General features: G+C 65.8%; 20 protein-coding genes. 5 read left to right on the plus strand and 15 right to left on the minus strand.

Translation table 11 applies throughout. The features are described 5' to 3' along the window. Positions 1 to 2: 2 nt before the first annotated feature. From ABTV10_RS26305 to ABTV10_RS26375, 15 genes are all read right to left on the minus strand, one after another. Positions 3 to 197, minus strand: a complete 195-nt coding sequence (locus ABTV10_RS26305; RefSeq protein WP_499035841.1) for a ferredoxin — start codon at positions 195 to 197, stop codon at positions 3 to 5. 26 nt (positions 198 to 223) lie between these two features. Beyond that, positions 224 to 1,549: a phytoene desaturase family protein gene (locus ABTV10_RS26310; protein ID WP_499035842.1), complete on the minus strand. Its 1,326-nt coding sequence runs from the start codon at positions 1,547 to 1,549 to the stop codon at positions 224 to 226. An 8-nt stretch (positions 1,550 to 1,557) separates the two neighbouring features. Continuing rightward, the gene (locus tag ABTV10_RS26315; protein WP_499035920.1) at positions 1,558 to 2,718 is read right to left on the minus strand and encodes an acyl-CoA dehydrogenase family protein; all 1,161 of its coding nucleotides are present in this window, start codon (positions 2,716 to 2,718) and stop codon (positions 1,558 to 1,560) included. Positions 2,719 to 2,829: 111 nt separating this feature from the next. Then, the gene (locus ABTV10_RS26320) at positions 2,830 to 4,023 is read right to left on the minus strand and encodes an acetyl-CoA acetyltransferase (protein WP_499035844.1); all 1,194 of its coding nucleotides are present in this window, start codon (positions 4,021 to 4,023) and stop codon (positions 2,830 to 2,832) included. Beyond that, positions 4,020 to 5,408 carry an OB-fold domain-containing protein gene (locus ABTV10_RS26325; protein ID WP_499035845.1) on the minus strand — a complete coding sequence of 463 codons (1,389 nt, stop codon included), beginning with the start codon at positions 5,406 to 5,408 and terminating at the stop codon, positions 4,020 to 4,022. Before ABTV10_RS26325 ends, ABTV10_RS26320 begins: the two co-directional genes overlap by 4 nt. 56 nt (positions 5,409 to 5,464) lie before the next feature. Beyond that, the gene (locus ABTV10_RS26330) at positions 5,465 to 6,721 is read right to left on the minus strand and encodes an acetyl-CoA hydrolase/transferase family protein (RefSeq protein ID WP_499035846.1); all 1,257 of its coding nucleotides are present in this window, start codon (positions 6,719 to 6,721) and stop codon (positions 5,465 to 5,467) included. Beyond that, a complete protein-coding gene (locus ABTV10_RS26335) occupies positions 6,718 to 6,963 on the minus strand; it encodes a hypothetical protein (RefSeq protein WP_499035847.1) in 246 nt (81 codons plus the stop codon). Before ABTV10_RS26335 ends, ABTV10_RS26330 begins: the two co-directional genes overlap by 4 nt. Before the next feature lie 8 nt (positions 6,964 to 6,971). After that, positions 6,972 to 7,496 carry an aromatic-ring-hydroxylating dioxygenase subunit beta gene (locus ABTV10_RS26340; RefSeq protein WP_499035849.1) on the minus strand — a complete coding sequence of 175 codons (525 nt, stop codon included), beginning with the start codon at positions 7,494 to 7,496 and terminating at the stop codon, positions 6,972 to 6,974. Next, positions 7,493 to 8,803 (minus strand): aromatic ring-hydroxylating oxygenase subunit alpha, encoded by a 1,311-nt coding sequence (locus tag ABTV10_RS26345; protein ID WP_499035850.1) that lies wholly within the window; start codon positions 8,801 to 8,803, stop codon positions 7,493 to 7,495. Before ABTV10_RS26345 ends, ABTV10_RS26340 begins: the two co-directional genes overlap by 4 nt. Further along, positions 8,800 to 10,521 carry a class I adenylate-forming enzyme family protein gene (locus ABTV10_RS26350; protein WP_499035851.1) on the minus strand — a complete coding sequence of 574 codons (1,722 nt, stop codon included), beginning with the start codon at positions 10,519 to 10,521 and terminating at the stop codon, positions 8,800 to 8,802. Before ABTV10_RS26350 ends, ABTV10_RS26345 begins: the two co-directional genes overlap by 4 nt. Positions 10,522 to 10,616: 95 nt before the next feature. Beyond that, positions 10,617 to 11,393 carry an enoyl-CoA hydratase/isomerase family protein gene (locus tag ABTV10_RS26355; protein WP_499035853.1) on the minus strand — a complete coding sequence of 259 codons (777 nt, stop codon included), beginning with the start codon at positions 11,391 to 11,393 and terminating at the stop codon, positions 10,617 to 10,619. A gap of 1 nt (position 11,394) precedes the next feature. After that, positions 11,395 to 12,204, minus strand: coding sequence for an enoyl-CoA hydratase/isomerase family protein (locus tag ABTV10_RS26360; RefSeq protein WP_499035855.1), 810 nt, complete (start codon positions 12,202 to 12,204; stop codon positions 11,395 to 11,397). Between the two features lies 1 nt (position 12,205). Beyond that, positions 12,206 to 12,937 (minus strand): enoyl-CoA hydratase/isomerase family protein, encoded by a 732-nt coding sequence (locus ABTV10_RS26365; protein ID WP_499035922.1) that lies wholly within the window; start codon positions 12,935 to 12,937, stop codon positions 12,206 to 12,208. A gap of 56 nt (positions 12,938 to 12,993) precedes the next feature. Continuing rightward, positions 12,994 to 13,743: a 3-oxoacyl-ACP reductase FabG gene (gene fabG / locus ABTV10_RS26370; RefSeq protein WP_499035924.1), complete on the minus strand. Its 750-nt coding sequence runs from the start codon at positions 13,741 to 13,743 to the stop codon at positions 12,994 to 12,996. Positions 13,744 to 14,784: 1,041 nt separating this feature from the next. Beyond that, entirely contained in the window at positions 14,785 to 15,732 is a 948-nt protein-coding gene (locus tag ABTV10_RS26375; protein ID WP_499035856.1) for a MaoC/PaaZ C-terminal domain-containing protein, read from the minus strand. A 116-nt stretch (positions 15,733 to 15,848) separates the two neighbouring features. Here ABTV10_RS26375 and ABTV10_RS26380 point away from each other — a divergent pair, with 116 nt between their 5' ends. The 5 genes from ABTV10_RS26380 (at position 15,849) to ABTV10_RS26400 (ending at position 20,776) form a co-directional block, all read left to right on the plus strand. Beyond that, positions 15,849 to 16,646 (plus strand): SDR family NAD(P)-dependent oxidoreductase, encoded by a 798-nt coding sequence (locus ABTV10_RS26380; RefSeq protein WP_499035858.1) that lies wholly within the window; start codon positions 15,849 to 15,851, stop codon positions 16,644 to 16,646. Next, complete coding sequence (locus ABTV10_RS26385) at positions 16,643 to 17,344, plus strand: TetR/AcrR family transcriptional regulator (RefSeq protein ID WP_499035860.1); 702 nt, start codon at positions 16,643 to 16,645, stop codon at positions 17,342 to 17,344. Before ABTV10_RS26380 ends, ABTV10_RS26385 begins: the two co-directional genes overlap by 4 nt. Then, positions 17,341 to 18,321 (plus strand): MBL fold metallo-hydrolase, encoded by a 981-nt coding sequence (locus ABTV10_RS26390; protein WP_499035862.1) that lies wholly within the window; start codon positions 17,341 to 17,343, stop codon positions 18,319 to 18,321. The genes ABTV10_RS26385 and ABTV10_RS26390 overlap by 4 nt, the downstream gene beginning before the upstream one ends. A 1-nt stretch (position 18,322) precedes the next feature. Next, positions 18,323 to 19,114, plus strand: a complete 792-nt coding sequence (locus tag ABTV10_RS26395; RefSeq protein ID WP_499035864.1) for an enoyl-CoA hydratase/isomerase family protein — start codon at positions 18,323 to 18,325, stop codon at positions 19,112 to 19,114. A 123-nt stretch (positions 19,115 to 19,237) separates the two neighbouring features. Beyond that, positions 19,238 to 20,776: an acyl-CoA carboxylase subunit beta gene (locus ABTV10_RS26400; RefSeq protein ID WP_499035866.1), complete on the plus strand. Its 1,539-nt coding sequence runs from the start codon at positions 19,238 to 19,240 to the stop codon at positions 20,774 to 20,776. The last annotated feature ends 44 nt before the right edge of the window (positions 20,777 to 20,820 follow it).

The following is a 20,820-nucleotide window of genomic DNA, read 5'->3' on the forward strand; positions in this document are numbered from 1 at the left end:
GCCTATCCTTCGATCAGCCGGAGGGCCTCGGTCGGGCACCCTGCGATGGCTTCGCGCACACCCTGGAGATCGTCCTCGGAAACCTCGTCGGTCAGTAGGATCAGATCGCCGTTCTCGTCTACCTCAAAGGTATTGGGAGCAAGGGACTCACAGATTCCCAGCCCCGTGCACTTGACCCGGTCCACAGTGATCTTCATATCGGATTCCTCTCCGCCCTTCGTTGCTATGCGGTCGGTGCGACCGCGGACACGGGGAACCGGTCCTTGATGCGTTCGACGACGATCTGCGCGGTCTCGGCGCACGCGGTCGTACCGCCGTTGGCGTACTCCTTGACACCGTCTCCGACGTTCCACAGGTTCTCGATGGGCGTGGTGTTGGGCAGGTCGAAGCCGGCCACGGCACGCTGCGGCGGCCAACCGTCGCGAGTGACGTTGATCGACAGGATCCGAGCGGAATCGAATCCCTTGATTTCCGAATGCAACTCGTCGAGGAGGATCTTCGTCTCCGCTTCCTCGTCGAAGTCGCCCGTCGATGGCTGCGGAACTGCGGTGCCGACGTAGAGGTACCACCCCTCGGGCGACATCTCCGGGCACAGCTCACTGAAGTTTGCGACGTAGCACAGGCGCTTGGTGTTGGCGAAGCTCAGCATGCCGGGGGCGTCGATGAGCTTGGTGCGGCTGGCGAAGTTCACCGTGATCATCGAGGTCGGGCGGTCGCCGCGCCGCACGAGGTCGAGGTAGTCGGCGGGCAGGTTGTCCTCGCCGACGAGGCCGACCGTCGCCGCGGGACCGATGTCGCTGGCCGTGAAGGCGCAGGTCACATCGACGGTGTCGCCGTCGCGTTGGACGGTGGCCCCGGTGATCCGACCGTCGGTGACTTTCAGGTCCGTCACCTCGCTGTTGAGCCACAGTTGGCCGCCGTCACGTTCGAAGGCCTCGGCGAGCGACTTCCAGATCCCGATCGTGCCGTCGGGGCAGAAGCCGAATTTCTTGAACGCGCTCTTGCGGGTGAAGTACGTGAGGAAGACGCGGGCCGGCAGATCCTCCGAACCGACCGCGAACACCGATCCGCACATGTTGCGGAAGATGCCGTGCACGCTCTCGTTCTTGGTGTACTTGGCAACCCACTCGGCGGTGGACATTTCGTCCTCGGGCAGTCCAGAGTCGTTGCGCGCGGAACCGATGCCCTTGACGATCTTTGCGGCCTGGCGTGTCAGCTTTCCGAGGAGGAAGCCCCAGCCACCACTGCTGACATCGACGTCCTTGCCTCCGAGTCGGTACAGGATCGGAGGTTGGGGTGAGCGGACGTCGAACTTCGCGCCGACCTCGGCGAAGGTCTCCTCGGTGATTCCACCGGTCTCGATGACGATGGCGCCGTTGTTGACCTTGAAACCGTCGACTTCGTCAGTCGATGCTCGGCCGCCGACCTTGTCGAGCCGCTCGACCACGAGGGTGCGGTAGCCGGCGTGCTGCAGTCGGGCGGCGGTCATCAGGCCGCCGGCGCCGGCGCCCACCACGAGTGCGTCGAAGGATAGTGCGTTGTCGGTCATGGGTTCTCCTAGTACGAGCGGGGCAAGCCGAGGCTGGTCTGGGCAACGAAGTTGAGCACCATTTCTCGGCTGACCGGGGCGGTGCGGAGCAGTCGGGCGTTGAACCACATCTCGGCGAGTCCGTATTCCTTGGACAAGCCGTTCCCGCCGTGTGTCTGGATGGACTGGTCGAGAGCTTCGAGTGACGCTTCGGCCGCCGCGTATTTCGCGATGTTCGCGGCCTCGGCAGCGTCCTTGCCGGCGTCGAAGAGCGCGGCGCTGTGCACCATGGCCATGCGTGCGAGTTCCACGGAGATGTAGGCCTTGGCCAGCGGGTGTGAGATGCCCTGGTGGGCGCCGATCGGCGTGGACCACACCTGGCGGTCCTTCGCGTACTGCGAGGCCTTCGTCAGCGCGTAACGGCCGATGCCGTTGCTGATCGCCGAGGCGACAATACGCTCCGGGTTCAGACCTGCGAAGACCTGGCGCAGCCCCTTGCCTGCTTCACCGATGAGCGCCTCGGGGCCGACGTACACGTCGTCGAAGAAGAGGGTGAACTGCCTGTCCGCGGATACGAGGGCTGTCTCGAGCGGCTGGTACACGACGCCGGGGGCGTCGACCGGCACAACGAACATCGACAGCGGAGCGTGCTTGCCGGCCGGTGCATCGACGTCGCGCGTGATGACCAGCAGCGCTTCGCATTCGTCGATCGCGGAGATGAAGTACTTGGCGCCGGAGATGATCCAGCCGTCACCGTCACGGCGCGCGGTGGTCGCGACGTTGTGGCTGTTGGATCCGGCATCGGGTTCGGTGAGCGCGAAGGCCATACGGCGATGGCCCGAGGCGAGGCCGGGCAGCCACTCGTTCTTCATGGTCTCCGATGCGTGGGCCGCCAGGATCGATCCGCAGATGACCGGCGAGATGACGGTGATGAGCATCGGTATGCCGTGCGCAGCAAGCTCCTCGACGACGACGACCGTCTCGGACAGTCCGCCACCGCCGCCTCCGTACTCTTCGGGCAGATGCACACCGAGCAGTCCGGCATCGCCGAGTTCGCGCCAGAGTTCGTCGACATTGCCCGCGGAGCGGGCCCGTTCGAGGTAGTACTGGCTGCCGAACTTCTCGGCGATCTTCGCAGTGCTCTCTCGGATGAGCCGGTGCTCGTCCGAATCGATGACCAATCCGGTCACTGTGGTCACTCCCCTTCGATATCCGGGAACCGCGGGCGCGGCTTCAAGTCTTGAATTTAAGATAAATTAAATTGAGTGGCCGAGTCAACGCCAGACGGAACCGAATCGCCGTCAGCCCAGATCACGGCCCACGACGGACACGAACGACACACAGCTACCCGGGCGCCCGCCCAGGTTGTGCGTCAACGCCGTACGCGGGTCATCGAGTTGGCGCTCGCCCGCCTCACCGCGGAACTGAAGCCATGCCTCGTAGAGCATGCGCAATCCGCTGGCCCCCACCGGGTGACCGAACGACTTCAGACCGCCGTCCGGGTTGACGGGGAGCCGGCCCCCGAGGTCGAACTCACCTGCCAGCACGTCCTTCCAGCCCTGTCCCCGGTCGGAGAAGCCGAGGTCCTCCATGAGCACAAGTTCGGTCGGCGTGAAGCAGTCGTGCACCTCGGCGAGGGATATCTGCGTACGCGGATCCGTGATCCCAGCCTGTGCGTAGGCGTCCTGCGCACTTCGCACCACCTCGGGAAAGGTCGTGTAGTCGAAGGCCGGGTCCGTCGCACCACGAGCGGGACCTGCCACGAGCGACAGTCCCTTCACGTACATCGGGGTGTCCGTGTACCGGCGCGCATCCTCTGCCCGAACTATGACCGCGCACGCGGCGCCGTCCGACACCCCCGAACAGTCGAAGATCCCGAGGCGGCCTGCGACGAGCGGAGCAGACTCGATCTTCGATTCCGGCACCTCGGAACGGAACTGAGCCTTGGGGTTCCTTGCACCGTTGTAGTGGTTCTTCCACGCGATGTGCGTCATCGCCTTTCTGAACTGTTCGGGGGCGACGCCGTACCGCGCGCAGTAGGCAGGATCGAGCAAGGAGAACGCCGCCGGTGCTGTCAGCGACAGCTCTGCGGCCGTGCCGTCGCCGGGCGGGTCACCGCGCAGCAGTCCGGAGAACCCCGAGTCCTTCAGCTTCTCCACGCCGATGGCGACGACACGGTCGTACGCTCCCGAGGCCACGGCGTAGCAGGCGTTACGAAAGGCCTCGGAGCCGCTCGCACAGTAGTTCTCGACGCGCGTGACGGGCTTGTAGTCGAGGGCGAGTGGTTTGCTCAGCGTCAGGCCGCTCTGCCCCGAGCCGAGCGTGGCAAGCCAGTACGCATCAACGTCGTCGCGTGAGATACGGGGATTGCTCGTGAAGCACTCGTCGATCGCATCGACGAGTAGGTCGTCGGCACTGCGGTCCCAATGCTCACCGAAGGGTGTACACCCCATCGCGACGACAGCGACCTGGTCGCGGATTCCCTTGCTGCTCATTGCACCCGAACCTTCCAGAAGTAGTTGTGCACGCCGCCCGCGGTGCTCAGTCGGCGGAACACCGCCTGGACGCGGGTCCCCACTGCGAGTTCGGCGGGGTCGGCGTCCGCGACCTCGAAGGTGTACCGGCCACCGTCGTCGAAGTCGACGACCGCGTCGACCACGGGCGGTGCCGGGGAGAAGGCCAGCCGATCGACGGTGTAGGTGGCAACGGTGCCGGTTCGGCCGGCGAGTGGTACCGCGTCCATGCGGTCGGTCGCGGCGCAGGACTTGCATACGCGAGACGGGGGAAGATGTGTGAAACCGCAATTGCGGCATCGGCTTCCGGAGAGTGAGAACTTCCATGCCAGAGTGCGGGCCGCTGCGGGACCGGAGACGCGGTCGGGCTCGGGTCGGCGCGGTGGTTCGCGGTCGAGCAGGCCGCGCCAGGTGAGATAGGTCGGGTACGTCACGGCGCGTCCGGTCGCGAGTTGCTCGGCCACTGGAATGGCCTGTCGACGTGCAGCGATCTTCGCGGTCGCACGAAGAACAAGAGCGTCCGCGCCGTCCGCCGCCGAGACGAGCAGGATGGTCTCTCCTGGCTGCGCACGATCCAGGGCGTCGGCGAGCGCGACGCCGGCCGTCGCTGTTCCGGCATAGCCGATTGGCGATCCCGCCGCGCTCTGACCTGCCGGAACCAGTGTCGCCGCGCGCTTGGAGACGGCCGCGTTGCCCGAGACGACCACTACGTGATCGCATTGGTCGATCCCTGCATCGGCGAGCGCGTGCTCGACCGCGCGCTCGACGAGTGGCGTGTACTTTTCGAGGCCGAACCGCTCCTCCCACCGCTCACCGGCCGCGGATCCGGGCGCTCGCCAACGATCGAGGAATTCCTCCGTGAACGACGCTGTGGCCAGAATGTCTGCGACGGCGTCCTCCGCCGGTCCGAAGACAAAGGCGGCGGCACCGTCGCCGCCACCGGATTCGTCGACCGAGCCCGGTCGCCCGACGATCACGTCGGCCAGCACCGCCAGGCCGCCGGTCGCGGCGGTGGCGCGGAGGGCAGCGAAGCCACTGCGCGCGGATCCCGCGAGGTCCGCGGCGAATACCGTCTGCGGCAGGCCCAGGGCGGCGTGCATCGCGGTGGCGTTTGCTTTGTCTGCATAGGCCGGGGTGGTGGTCGCGAAGTGCAGGGACCCGGAGGCACCGAGCCCGGTCCCTGCCTGTGCGAGGGCGGCGCGGGCGGCCTCGGCTCCGAGCGTCGTGCTGTCCTCGTCGAACGATGCGACGACGCGGTCGCCGCCTCCCACCGAAGTGTTCAGTGCTGCAGCGATCTCGGTTCGTGGAAGCCGGTACTGCGGCAGGTACGCGGCGTACGACACGATCCCGAATCGGGGTGCCGACATGACGGTCTCCTCGTAATGTGCATGGACCGGGCGAGCAGCACCGGTCCGGCTGAGTGTTAACGGCCGGTGGCGGCTGTCGCCGCGAGCGCGTCGCGGTAGTCGGGGTGCGCAATCGCCACGAGCCGCCGACGCCGCTCGGACAATGTGCACCCGCGCAGATCGGCGACCCCGTACTCCGTGACAACAAGTCCGACGTCGGCGCGGGCAGTGCTCACCGGGCCGGAGAGCGCCGGGACGATGCGGCTCGCACCGCGTGCGGTGGACGGCAGCGCGACGATCGGAAGTCCGCCGGGACTGCGCGCGGCACCTCGCAGGAAGTCCGCACCGCCACCGACGGCACCGACATAGGTACCACCTGCGACCTCGGCGTTGACCTGACCGGTCAGATCGACCTCGATCGCGGAGTTGATCGCCACCAGGCGGTGCTGCGCGGCGAGAATGTCGGGGGCGTGGGTGTACGTGATGTCCCGTAGCGAGAACGCGGGGTTGCGATGCACGTGGTCGAACACGGATTGGGTACCCGTGACGAGGCCGGCAACGCAGACACCCGGATCGAGGGTCTTACGCGCGCCGGTGATCACGCCTCGTTCGACAAGTTCGGCGGCGGTGTCGTTGAACAGACCCGAGTGGACGCCGAGGTCGCGGTGCCCGCCCAGCCGCCGCAGTACTGCCTCAGGAACGGCGCCGATGCCGAACTGGAGCGTCGCGCCGTCCTCGATGCGTTCAGCGATCAGCTCTGCGATCCGATCGGATTCGGCGGTCGGCTGGGCGGGCGCGAGCTGCGCGGGCGGGCGTGACGTATGGACGACGACGTCGAGGTCGGCATCGGTCACGGCCCCGCTGCCGGCCGTGACGGGCACCTGGTCGTTGACCTCGGCGATCACCGTATGTGCCGCCCGGATCGCGGAGGACAGGAAGTCGTCACCGAGGCCGAGGCTGTATCGGCCATGCTCGTCCGCGGGGGCGACCTGGACCAGCACGACGTCGACTCGGCACGGGCCATCAGACAGTAGCCACGGCAACGTCGAGTAGTTGCCGGGATAGATGTCGAGGACCCCGGCCTTCGCGAGCGTCCGGTTGTTGCCGGTGCCGCAGTAGGACACCCAGTCGACGACGTCGGCGTGCGCAGGCTGCAGGGTGGCAGTCGCCGGTATGCCGACGAAACAGCGGAATCTCCCGATCCTCCCCCGTTGCGCGACAAGCGCTTCGGTGAGGGTCTGTGGTTCGGCACAGGCCTGCCCCCAGGTGACGGTGTCCCCCGGCCGGACGAACTCGCTCAGATCGAGTTCGTCCGGCCGGAGATGCACTGTCACTGCGTCGTCTCCGCGGCAGAATCCTCACGCCAGCGGTCCGACGACGGGTCGAGGAGGGCGGCGAGGTGCTCGTCGCGCAACCACACGATCGTCTCGAGCTCGAGGGCGTCGAGGTAGCGAACCCGTTTGGTGCGCAGGTCCTCGAGACGCAACCGAGGACTGAGCGCCGAGTCGTCGATGTCGACGCGAACCTGCGCGAACTCGCTGTGGACAATCCCTGTCCGCGGGTCGTCGGTGGTCATGCGTGCCCCTAGATCAGGAATCCGAGGGTGGGAATGGCCTCGGCGTTATCGACGAGGACGACGGTCTTGCCGACCAACCGGATCTCGCCGTCGACCACACGGAGGCGGTACGTGTAGCGGCCGGCCCAGGTTTCCTTACCACGCGGCTTCGACTCGTACAGAACAAAGTTCGCACCGACAACAGTGTCGAGGTGGCCTGAGCCGGGCGTCTCTGTGCCGAGAATCTCGACATTCGAAACGATGCGGCGAAGATGCGACGGCGGTGACTGCGCGTAGCGCTTGCCGGTCCGAAGCTGCTCGAGGCGAGTGTTGATACGGCGGCGGTTGTCGTAGATCACCGAAACGTGCTTCATCGGATCGTAGTTTCCGCCATCGACGGGTACCCAGTAGAGGGCGTCATCGGTCCACAGCGCTTCCCACGAGTCGTAGTCGTGCTCGTCCGCGAAGCGGGCCTCCTGGAACAGGAACTGCTCGATCTGGCGGATATCGCCCAAATCGGGTGTTTGGCGGTGTGCATCGAGGGCGACGGTCACTGGTCCGCTCCTTCCGTGGTCTCGGGCGCCATGAGTCCCTTGTAGTTGCGCCAGAACGCACGCATCGCGGTCTCATCGTTCGCGGCGCCGACCGTGTGGCCGCGCTCGTCGATGCTCTCGCGCTGTACGCCGCGGCGGATGTCCACCCACTTCGGGTCGCGGATGCCGACTCCGACCTGGTTGCGTTCGTACATCTCGGTGTCGTCGGCAAGCAGCATGCCGGCCGGTCCGACCGATCCAATGGACTGGGACACCATGCGGGTGTTGAGTTCCGGCGCTCCCTTGAGCTGCACTGCGGTCGAGTACTGCACGCACTCGTTCGCCGAGACGGGCTGGATGTTGAACACCTGGATCTCCGCGATGAACAGGTTCGGGAAGATCATCACGTGGGGAGCACCTTCGATGAGGATCTCTTCGGCTGCTTCCCCGTGCTTTGCGCGCATCGCTGCGACGTAGTTGGGAACCCGGTCTTCGGTGGTGCCGAACCACTTCATGGGTTCATTCATCCGGCGGAACTCCGGGCGAAGGTCGTTCTCGCTGTGCCCGTTGCCGAGGGCGCGGGTCACCGATGTTGCGCCGTCGCTGTAGAGCTCGCCGATGTGGCTCCCGGTTACGGAGAAGATCGAGCCGTGGACGAACTGCGGGTGATAGCCGTCGGTCTCGTTCTCGGCCAGCAGCTTCCAGTTGGCGCGTGTCTTGTGCCGTAGCCACCCGGCGGTCAGCTCGACCTCGCCCTCTGGGGACAGGCGGGCCAGGCGGTCGATCTCGCCTGCCGCGTCGCCGAGATGTTCGAGCAGGGTCGGGCCCTCTTCCGCGAAGCTGCCGAACACGAAGCCCCGGTATACGGCCACCCGTGGGACCCTGCCCATGCCGAGCTCGATCTTTCCCTTGCCGCCGTAGCCCTTGTTGTAGGGGTAGCCGAGCAGATCTCCGTTGTTGCGGTACGTCCAGCCGTGGTAGGGGCAGCGGAACGAGCTGGAGTTGCCGGAGGCCTCGTCGCAGACCAGGTTCGCGCGGTGTGCGCAGCGGTTCAGCAGGAGGTGGATCTCACCGTCCTTGTCGCGGGTCATGATGACGTCCTGCAGGCCGAGCTTCTTGCGGACGTAGTCGTTCGGCTGTGGGACCTCGCTGGCATGTCCGACGAACACCCATGTGCGGTACCAGATCCGCTCGAGCTCGTCGGCGAAGACGTCAGGATTGGTGTAGAGGGATCCGTGGATGCGCTCGGGCTGAATCAGGGCGTCGTAGTCGACGCGAGGTGCCCGGTCCGGCACCGGAGAAGCCTCGCTGTGCGCTGCGAGCGTCATGCGTTCTGCTCCATTCTTTCTGAGATGAGGTTCTGTGTGGCCTGCTGCACGAGCCGGAACTTCTGGATCTTTCCGGTCGGGGTGGTCGGAAGGTCGTCGGCTTCGAGGAACCACACGACCTTTGGCACCTTGAACCGGGCGAGGTTCTCCTTGCAGATCTTGATCACCTCGTCCTCGGTGATCGTGCTGCCGGGGGCGCGGATGACGCAGGCACACCCGATCTCGCCCCAGCGATCGTCGCGCAGGCCGATCGCGTAGACCTGGCTGATACCGGGATGCGAGCTCAGCAGCTCCTCGATCTCCTTCGGCATCACCAGTTCGCCGCCGCTCTTGTAGAGCTCCTTGCTGCGGCCAGTGATCTCCATGTAGCCGCTGGGCAGGACCCGGCCGATGTCGCCGGAGAACACCCAGTTGTCGCGCAGGCCCTTCGCGGTCTCCTCGGGCTTGTTCCAGAAGCCGAGCATGTTGGTCGGTCCGCGTGAGACGAGTTCCCCCTCACTGCCGTCCGGCAGGAACTCGCCGGTGACGGGGTCGGCGGTCCGGTACTCGGTGAGCGCACCCTCGTGCTCGGGTAGGCCGGCGGCGCCGGCCAGCTTGGCCCGACCAACGGTGGTGGCCGTGATGTCGTGCGAGTCCTCCGGGAGGGTGAGGGTCATGCATCCACCGCACTCGGTCATGCCGTACCCGGTCACGATCTCGGTCACCCCGAGCACACTTTCGACCTTTTGCCACAGCCAGGCAGGTCCGGGCGCGGAGCCCGACAACACAGCGGTCAGACTGGACAGGTCGAATTTCTTCACGTCCGGGTGCTCGAGGATCGCGACGGTCATCGTGGGCACGCACAGGATGTCGGTCGCTCGGTGCTGCTCGATGCCGCGAAGATACTCGGCGGCATCGAATTTCGGCTGGAGAATCACCGCGCCTCCGACGACCATCGCCGCCAGCAGGCCCTCGACGTACCCGAACATGTGGTAGCAGGGCAGCGAGAAGAGGATTCGGCGGCCGTCCTCGAACGCCCGGGTGAGCGCCGACGCAAATGCGGTGCGCTGCGCCGCGTCGTGCCGGATCATCACACCCTTGGGCGAGCCGGTCGTGCCGGAGGTGTAGAGGATGTCGGCGAGCGAATTCGGATCGACCTCGATGCCGGTGGACGCGCCCGTGTTCTCACGGCCGACGTCCTCGAGGTCTGCGATGGTGCGGACGCCGCCGCGGGTACGACCGTCGGTGGACAGGAGCACCACCTGGCGCAGCAGGGGCAGGTCGGGTGAGGTTCGCCCCTGGTCCCAGCCCGGTGCGATCGAGTCGAGCATCTGCAAGTAGTCGAGTCCCGCGAATCCGGTCATGGTGATCAGAACCCGGCATTCCGACTGCCCGACAACGTACTTCAGCTCTTCTTCGCGATAGAGGAAGTTCATCGGCACGGCAACGGCCCCCGCTCGGGCCACCGCGAATTTGATCGGAACGAACTCGGCGTAGTTGGCCATCAGAATCCCGACGTGGTCGCCGGGCTGCACGCCCAGTGCGACCAGGCCGTCCGCCAGCCGGGTGGCCCATGCGTCGACCTCGGCGTAGGTGGCGGTGCACTCGTCGGTGATCACGAGTGGCCGGTCTGCATACCGCTCGGCGGAAAAGGCGAGCCAGTCCCCCAGGGACCGCTCGGTCCAGACCGGGAAGAGCTGCGTGAGACGTTCGCGACGTCGATCGAGGGAGGTCGACATTGAGATCCCTTCTTTTGACTCGAATTTAAATTAAACGATGGAGGCCCGGGTGCGCAACCGGGGAAGCAGGACAGGGCGCTGTACCGCCCGGCGGTTCAGTGCCCGGTGAACCTGGGGGTGCGCTTGGCATGGAAGGCCTCGACGCCCTCTGCGAAGTCGGCGGTGTCGAACAGCCGCGCTTGCGTTTCCACCTCGGCGTCGAGAACGTCGAACGGATCCGAGGCCCACTTCCGCCACAGGGCCTTCATCTCGCGCAGCGCGAGCGGTGGTGCGGCCGCTATCCGTTCGGCGTCCGCGACGGCACGTTCGAGTGCCGTACCGGTCGGGACGACCTCGTCGACCAGGCCCATCTGGTGGGCCTCGATCCCGTTCAGCCGCTGCGGCATCAGCATCAGCTGGCGGGCGACGGCGGGCCCGACGCGGGCCGGTAGCGAGGAGAACAAACCCATGTCGCCGGCCAGCCCGACGCCCGTGAAGGCTGTGCTGAAAACCGCGTCTGCACCCGCCACGACGCGATCGCAGGCAGAAGCGAGCGATACGCCCGCTCCGAATGCGGAGCCTTCAACCGCCGCCAGGACGGGCTTCTTTCCGCCCCAGATCGCCCTGACCACGCGCTGTGCGGCCTGCGCTCGCGGGATCGACTCGTGCATGCCCTGGCGCTTCATCGTTGAAATGTCGCCGCCCGAGCAGAACGTGCCGCCGGACCCGGTGAGCACGACCGCACGGATCGCAGGATCATCGGAGGCCCGTTCGAGGGCCTCGGCGAGTTCCACCCGCAGTACGAGGTCGATCGCATTACGCCGCTCAGGGCGATTGAGCGTCACAACGCGAACAGGCCCGAGGTCCTCGACGAGAACGGTGGGATCGGCCATGTCAGCGCCCCTCGAATCGTGGGGCACGCTTTTCGATGACCGCTGCAAGACCCTCCAGCGAGTCGGCTGTACCGGATAGTTCGGAGACAGTGCGGGCCTCCTCGTTCAACCGGTCGGCGACGGTCGCGCCGACGCCGCCCCAGAGGAGCCGCTTGACCGCACCGATCGCAAGTGGAGCGGTCTCGGTGAACTGCAGCGCATAGGCCTCGACCTCGGCCGCAAGATCAGCCGCGGGGACAATCCGGGTCAGCAAGCCCAGTTCGAGGGCTTCGCGTGCGCTCAGGACGGGGTTGGTGAGCAGGATTTCGGCAGCCTTGCGCAGGCCGACGAGCTGGGTGAGCGTCACCGACACGCCGCCGTCCGGTGCCATACCCACCCGGACCGCCCCGGACATGAACTTCGCATCCTCTGAGGCGATCACGAAGTCCGAGGCGCAGACGAGGCCGAAACCGCCACCGCCGGCCGCGAATCCGTGAACCTGGGCGATGACCGGGACCTGAAGTTGGATGAGCGCCGATGTCGCGATCTGCAGCCAGGCCGTCGCCTCACGCAGGTAGTCGGGCAAGCCCTCCCCCTTGCCGGCGAACGTCTTGACGTCACCGCCTGCACAGAAGTTGCGGCCCTCGCCGGACAGAATGACTGCACGCGCGGTCGGCTCGCCGTGCACGCGCAGGATCGCGGCGTGCAGAGCCTGCAGCAGTGAAACGTCCATGCCGTTCGCGGCGCCCGGACGATTGAGGCGAATCCGGGCGATACCGTTCGATTCGAGGTCGAGCAGGACCGGCCCGTCGGCGATGAGATGTTCTGTCATGTCAGGCTTCCTTCCGGGTGGTGAAGGCGTCGATTCCAGCACCGCTCGAATCCTCGGACAGGTGGTCGAGGACACCCTGCGCTTCGAGTTCGATGCCTTCGGTCAGCGGAAGCTCGAGACCCGAATAGATCAGCCTCTTGCTCCGGGTCAACGCTGCGCGATCCTTCTCCGCGAGTTTGCGGGCGAACTCCTCGACCTCCGCGTCGAATCTGGCAGAGGTCAGCGTCCTGTACGCGAGCCCCCACGCAACGGCGTCGGCCGCGGACAGTCGGTCACCGGTGAGGATGTGTGCGAGCGCGCGTTGCCGGCCGACCAGGCGCGGCAGCCGCTGTGTGCTCCCGCCTCCGGGCACCATGCCGTGATTGGAATGCGTGTCGGCGAGCTTGGCGTTCTCGTGGACGAGCGCGATGTCCGCGGACAGCATCAGCTCGAAACCGCCCGCCATCGCGAATCCCTCGACGGCGGCGATCACCGGGATGTCGAGCGCAGCGATCGCTGCGCAGGCTCGCCTGAAGTTGCCGAATAGCGGCGCCATGGCTTCGCGGCCCTGTGCGCGCAATCGCTGCAGCTCGTTGAAGTCGCCGCCCACCGAGAAGTTTCCTCCCGCACCGCGAATCACGATCACGTTCACCTGCGAGGCGAGGTCGTGCAGGGCGGACTCCAGGTCAGCGCCGAGCTCGACTGTGATCGCGTTCATCGACTCCGGCCGGTTGAGCAGGATCGTCCCGATCATGCCGTCGATCCGGCACTGGACGACACCCGACGTCGGCGCTGTGGGGTTCTGGACGCTCACATCAACCGCCCGCCACCGACCTCGATAACCGCACCCGTGACGTAGCTCGCCAGGTCGGAGGCCAGGAACAGCACCGCTCCGGCGACCTCCTCCGGCGTACCGGCGCGCTTCATCGGGATGTCGGCCTCCCGTGCCGCGAACACGTCCGGTGGCATGGCCTCGGTCATCGCGGTCCGGATCAGACCGGGCTGGACGGCATTCACCCGGACACCGCGGTGCGCAAGTTCCTTCGCGGCTGCTTTGGTCAGGCCGACGATGCCGGCCTTTGCCGCGCTGTAGTTCGTCTGGCCGGGGTTTCCGGACTTGCCGGACAGCGAGGACATGTTGACGATCGATCCGCTGCCGGCCTCACGCATGACCTCCGCGGCCGTGCGCACGCCGAGCCAGCTGCCCTTGAGGTGCACGTTCATCACGGCCTCGAAGTCCGAGACGCTCATCTTTCGCATCGAGGCGTCACGAGTGATGCCCGCGTTGTTGACCCAGATATCGAGACCACCGAATCGCGTCACGGCGTCGTCCACCGCCGCGCGCACCGCATCCTCGTCGACGACGTCACAGCCGCGACCGACGACATTGGTGGACACCTCCGCGGACAACTCCCTTGCCGCGGCGTCTGCCCGGTCCGGATCCACATCCACCAGAACGACATTCGAACCCTGCTGCGCGAGCAGGCGCCCGATCGAATACCCGATCCCCTGCGCACCGCCGGTAACGACGGCGGTCTTCCCTTCGACCAGGCCGCTCATCGCCGCTGCCACCTTCCGCCCGTGCCCATCATGCCGATGCCGCGCCTCATTCGAACTCCTCCTCAGTCGTGCACTTTTGAATTGAACATAAATTAAGACGATTCGGGAGTCAACGGCCACAACCGCTCCCCGCACCGGGCGTCGGCCCGGCACACGGAAGGACGCCCTCGGATCTCGGACTCGACGGCGCCCGCGCGCACGTCAGCCGACAGGACCAACATCGGCCGCGGAATCGCCCACGGCCTCGCCCCTGCAGGAGCAGTCACTCGTGCAGGTCGTTCCCCTACGCTTCAGTTCGGATCGGGTCGCGCGCCCCAGATCACCGCCCAAGTCCCCGTCCGTGCGCGACGGTTATGGATGGCATGAGCAGCGGCAAGCCCGAGACGCCCCGCGAGCGGACCCTGGCCTCGGTGCCGCAGGAAGGGCCCCTTGATAGATTGCGCCGCAGCCGAAGTCGCCAAGCGGTTGCAGAGTTGAACGGTCGCCCCGCCCCGAATCCCTCTCGGAGATGGGCAATACTCACTGCTCAGAGACGAACTCGATCTGCTGCATGTCGCCCGCTCCCGCGGGGTCTTCGCCCATCGGTCGCCAATGGGCAAACAAGTAGCTGGGCCGCGAGATCGGGTCAACGGGATCGCAACGGTCTCATCCGGATCGCATCCTCGTCGTTTCCCGCGGTCGCCATCGCCCCTCGCGCCGACGCGGGCATCGATACCGGTTCGTGGATCCGAACAGATATGCGTGAGGGATGTCCCGCGTACGGCGTCGGCCGGACATCAGGCCATTCGTATCCAATCACTGCCAGGGATACCGATTTTCAAGCTCGTTTCCGGCGGGGTATCTCAGGCTCTCGCCAGTGCCCGTAGGGCCACCTACGCCACGATCGACCGAAGCATGACGCGAAGAGTGAGTGACGATGACTGTTCTGCAGGCCGTCAGCGTGGTCGGCGCAATGGTGCTGGTGTGCGTGCCGGAGTATGCGCGGAGTGTGCCTGGCGAAACCTGGACCAGCCTTCGGGCTCGAACCACCCGCAAGCACCCCTAGGCGCGAGCCCGCACATATATCTCGGTAGCCGCGGTTAGCAGCTGCTTACCGTTGTCACCGACGAGTTCACCCTGTGCGACGAGGAGGGCACGGCCGGGCCTGTCGTGGTCAAGCCCAGTGATACGTAGACGCCCGGTGACAGTTGTGCCAGGTCGCAGGGGCCGGAGGAAGCGCACATCGCGTAGGCGGCGGCCGGCAATGACGTGCCAGTTCTCGAAAACGTCGACTACCGACAGCCGCTGGTAGATGGCAAGCGTGTGCATGCCGCACGCTATGAGGCCCTTGTACGGCCCATGCTCCGCAGCCCCGGCATCGGTGTGGAACCACTGCGGATCCCACTGCTCGGCAAAGGTGACGACGTCGTCCTCTGTGACCGTGTACGCCGATAGCTCGTAGGTCGAGCCAACGGCGATCTCATCGGCGTACACCCTGCGAGCGGGCATGGTATCGGTCATCGGCTCGACACGCCTCCATCCTTGTCGCGTCCGCTTCACCAGTCCGCGATCTGAATTCGAATAGGGATCTCTTCGCGGCATCCCGGTGCGGGTACCGGCAAGGGGCGCCGCCACATCCGCGTTTTTTACTATACAGTAGAAAGTGGGTGCGAAGCGGGCGGAGCCCTTCGCGGCCGAGCCAACCGCCGAGCCGGCATCTTCGATGAACTCCCCCGGATCACCTCGACGTGCGACTCGCATCGAGGCATCGCGAGCGATACCCACATAGTTGACCCAGATGTCGGCAACCCCGAGTCGCACGTCGCGACACCGCCCACCCGGCGCACCGGATCCATATCCGCACGAGGGACGTTCGGACCCAGTGCGCCCGGGGATGCGTGTCGCTCGGACCTCACCGGGCAGTTCCTTGAGCGAGACCTGCTCGTCCGGGTGGGCTGCGTTCCACTTGGCGATCACGGGCTGCAGCTTGTCGGTGTCGTTCTTGCCCAACGTGAACGAGATGGACCATCACTTTTGAATTGAACATAAATTATGTAGGGTTCGGCATCTACGCCGCACACCCGGACCTGGTGCCGCTGCACCGGTCGACGGACGGAAGGACACCCATGGACCTCGGCCTCGCAGGCGCTCGCGTACTCATCACCGGAGGCGGCTCCAACGTCGGTCGCGGAATCGTCCACGGATTCGCCCGCGAACACGCACGCATCACCATCTGCGACATCGACGGCGCACAGGCCGAGAAGGTACAAGCCGAGGCACTCGAGCTCGGCGCCGCCGAGGCGGAGGTGGTCTGCGCCGACCTCACCGTAGATGGCGCCGCAGACGACGCTGTCGGACTCGTCGTCGAGAAATGGGGCGGCATCGATGCCCTCGTCAACTGTGCCGGATGGAGCGAGGCCGAGTTCTTCGCGAAGGACACCGACCGGGCGCGCTGGCAGAAGACGATCGAGATCAACTTGTTCACCGCGATCGCCTGCACCCAGGCCGCGATCGCACCAATGCGCGACTCCGGAACCGGCTCAATCGTGTTCATCTCGAGCGATGCGGCTTTTGGTGAGATCCGCCAGGGGATCTACGGCAGCACCAAGGCCGGACTGATCGCGATCGCTCGTACGGTCGCGAAGGAACATGGCCGCCACGGAATTCGATCGAACGTCGTCTGCCCGGGTCTCGTCCTCCCGGAGAGCGACGACGCCGTCGGCGCCAGCAGCCTGTGGGCGGTCGGCCGGGACAACGTGTTCAACGCCAAGCAGATCGAGTCACTCGAGAAGGGCATTCCGTTGCAGCGGCTCACCACCGCCCACGACGTGGCTGACGCCGTGGTGTTCTTCAGCTCGGATCGGGTTGCACGTCAGATCACCGGGCAAGTGCTGTCCGTCAGCGGCGGGTACTCGATGCCATGATCAGTAGCAAGTCTGAGACGACCCGCGAACGGATCCTGTTCTCCGCCGCCGAAGTCCTCAGCCGCAAAGGGTACTCGGCAACCCGGCTCGGAGAGATTGCCGCCGGCGCGGACCTGCGGGCCCCCGCTGTCTACTACTACTTCTCATCACGGCACGAACTGATATCGGAAGTGATGGCCGTCGGGCAATCGCGGCTGCGGGAACACGTCATGGATGCGCTGCAGGAGCTCCCCTCGGACGTTGCACCGATCGACCGCATCTGCGCGGCCGCGGCCGCGCACCTCGAAGTCGAACTCGAACTGTCGCACTTCGCGATGGCCGTCACCCGCAATACCGGGCAGCTACCTGACGACATCCATGCCCGCCTGCGAGAAGAGAGCCGGGCCTATTCGGCGCTGTGGCGTGCACTGATCGAGAACGCCTACAACGCGGGCCAGATCCGCGACGACTTGGACCGGCGGGCGGCGATCAAGCTCGTCCTCGGCGCGCTCAACGGAGCGCCCGAATGGTGGAACCGATCACGAGGGCCCCTCGCTGACCTCATCTCGACCGCACAATCCGTCATCAAGTACGGCCTCGGGAAGGCCCCACTACTGGACTCGGGCACCTGCGGCAGCTGTACCAGTGACGCCAACGAGCTAGCGCCGGCAGCTGTACCGGCAACCGCCAATCCACCGGAAAAGAGACGACTTCCGTGACAGAACGGCTCACCGAACAGCTCGCCGATGGTCTTCATCGGATCCCCCTGCCACTGCCGCTCGACGACCTGAAGGCGATCAACGCCTACGCGCTCGAATCGTCCCAGGGACTCGTCCTCGTCGACCCCGGCTGGGCGACAGCGGACACTGAACGCTCCCTCACCGCTGCGCTCGCAGAACTCGGCTACGGACTGCACGACGTCACGACCATGATCGCAACCCACGGACACTGGGATCACTACACCCAGGCCATCGCGATTCGCACCGACTTCGGTGGTCGCGTATTTCTCGGTGCCGGAGAGGAACACTCGATCGACGCCTTCGGCACCCTCGTCGGCTGCTACCCGCGTCAGGTCGAGCAGCTCCGGGCAGCCGGTGCAGCCGACTTGGCGGACATCATCGACGCTATGCCGTTCCAGGACCATGAGAAGAATGTCGCCCTCGGCCATCCGGACGTGTGGCTCCGGAACGGCGACGTCCTAGACCTCGGAGACCGGACTCTGACCGTGCACGGGATGCCCGGCCACACCCGCGGCCACATCGTGATCGCCGACGCGGACGCCGGCGTGATGATTACGGGAGATCATGTTCTCCCCCGCATCACCCCATCGATCGGGTTCGAACGCGAGCCAGAGGCGCTTCCGTTGCGTTCCTTCCTCTCCTCGCTGCATGCGACCCTGGAACTACCCGATGCACGAATGCTCCCGGCACACGGTCCGGTGTCTCCCAGTGTCCACACGCGAGCCCGCGAGCTCCTGGTCCACCACGATGAACGCCTCACCATCATCCGTGAGCTCGGGGTCGGCGGCCGCTCCCCGCACGAGATCGCCCGATCCCTGCCGTGGACCCGACACGGGCGCCGCCTCGACGACCTCGATCCGGTCCACCAGATGGTCGCGATCCTCGAAGTCGCAGCTCACCTCGCATACGACGGAACTCTGCGATCCGATGCCAGCGACCAAGCCGACAGGAACTGATATGAGAACAGATCGCTGCACCCTCACCGTCGACGACGACGGCGTCGCACACCTGCGCCTCACCCGCCCAGACGCACGGAACGCCATCGACCTCGCGATGGTCGAGTCGCTCGCCGAGGCGGCGGAATCCATCGCGGCACATGACACGGCCAGGAGCCTACTGATCAGCGGCGACGGTCCCGCATTCTGCGTCGGCGGCGACCTGAAGTACTTCACCGAACACCTGGACACGCTGGCCAGCGAGTTCCGCACGATGATTTCGCTGTGGCACCGGACGCTGCCACTGCTCGACGAGCTACCCTTCCCGGTCGTGACAGCGGTGCACGGTGGCACGGCCGGCGGCGGACTGGGCCTCGTGTGGTGCGCCGATCATGTCGTGGCTGCCGAGAACACCAAAATAGCAACAGGATTCGCCGATATCGGCCTGTCCGGCGACGGCGGTAGCTCCTGGCACCTGCCTCGACTCGTCGGGATGCGACGCGCAAAGGAGATGATCCTCGAGAACCGCGTCCTGGACGCAACCACTGCGCTGGAGTGGGGGTTGGTCAACCGGGTTGTCCCCGACGCCGCGTTACTCAATGCGGCATTCGAGAGGGCGCGATTCTTCGCGACCCGGTCCATCACCGCGACACGCCAATCGAAGCGCCTGTTGGCTGAGTCGATGGCATCGACACACCGCGAGCAACTCGAGGCCGAGCTCGAGGCAATGCTCGTGTGCGGAGCGGCACAGGACGCACAGGTCGGGATCCGGTCATTCGTCACCCAGAGACAAGCCACGTTCACCGACCGGTAAGCGCGGCGACCTTTCCTGCACTTCTCGCGATGCAGGACAGCCCGACAGTCACCGATCGAATCCATTCCCAACCCCCAATTATGCGAGACGAACCAAGACCACCACGAACAACAAGGAGCCACTGTGGCCGTCAGCAACTCCGAGCGCGTGATGCACGCACACGCCGCGACGGCGGACTTGGCCCGAGTATCCGCGGTCGCCAAGCAGAAGAAGCGAGGGAAATGCACTGCACGTGAGCGCATTCGGATGCTCACCGGCGAGGACGGCTTTGTCGAGTTCGGCGCTCTAGTCACACCAGGCCTCGACGATCGAACGTCGGACCCCGGGGCCACGGGCGATGGGGTGGTCACGGGGATCGGCTACATCGATGGCCGACCCACTGCAATCGCGGCGTTCGATTTCACGGTCATGGGCGGGAGCAATGGCGCCGTCGGCATGCTGAAGATCGAGCGGTGCGCGCAGGTGGCACTGCATGACCGCATCCCGCTCATCCTGCTATGCGACGGCGGAGGACACCGCATACAGGAGGGACTCGACTCACGAGCATCAGCCTTCGGATCCCCGATGCTCGCCCGGCTGGTCGACTTGTCGGGATTGGTACCGACGGTGGCGGTCATGATGGGCCCGGGTTTCGGCTTGGCAACCAACCTGGCGGCACTGTGCGACCTTGTCGTCATGGTCCGCGGGACATCGACCCTCGGCATGTCCTCGGCACCCTTCGTGAAGGCTGGCACCGGCGAGGACCTAAGCAACGAGCAGATTGGCGGCGCGGACGTCCAGTCAATGAACGGTGTCGTCGATCTGGCGGTAGACGATGAGATCGAGGCAATCGATGCGGTGCGCGCGTACCTCAGCTACTTTCCTGCCACTACGGATGGAGAGATTCCACTAGGCAGCGGGCGGCCGTCCGAGATAGACATCGCCTCGTTGATTCCCGACTCGATGCGCCGCGCATACGACGTAGAGACTGTCATCGAGGCGATCGCCGATCAAGACTCCGTGCTCGAGCTTCGACCTGCGACGGCGCAGAACATCGTCACATGCTTGGCCCGCATCGGGGGTCGCGCCATTGGGGTGGTTGCCAACCAGCCGCTCCACCTCGGAGGCGCTCTGGACAGTGCGGCCTGCGAGAAAGCAGCCCATTTCGTCGCCGTCTGCGACGCATTCGGGATACCGCTGTTGATCATGATCGACTTGCCGGGGTTCCTCATCGGATCAGCCGCCGAGTCATCTCAACTAGGCCGGCGCAGCGGCCGACTGGTCTATGAACTCGCACAGGCAACGGTGCCTCGGTTCGTCGTCATCATGCGCAAGGCATACGGCGCCGCCTACATCGCGATGGGAGGCGGGCGCAGCATTGATGCAGACGTCGTCGTGGCATGGCCGACAGCCGAGATCTGCGCTATGCCGATAGAAAGCGCGGTCGATATCGCCTACCGTCGCGATATCGACGCCGCTGATGATCCAGAGCTACATCGGAACCACCTGATCACCCGGTTCCGCGCCGGTGTCGATCCGCTATGGGCCGCATCGGGATTCGGCATCGATGACGTCATTATGCCTGCACAGACGAGAGCACGGTTGGTCGAAGCGCTCCGGCGATGCACCCGACGCCGCGACAGCCGGGTTCCGGGCAAGCGGAGGTCGATCTCGCCAATCTAGCTCGCCCACTTGCCCGGTTTCGTTGCCGGCGCCTCAGGTGTACC

Origin of the sequence: Paraburkholderia sp. RHO2 (assembly GCF_050955445.1) — a bacterium.
Lineage (GTDB): Bacteria > Actinomycetota > Actinomycetes > Mycobacteriales > Mycobacteriaceae > Prescottella > Prescottella agglutinans_A.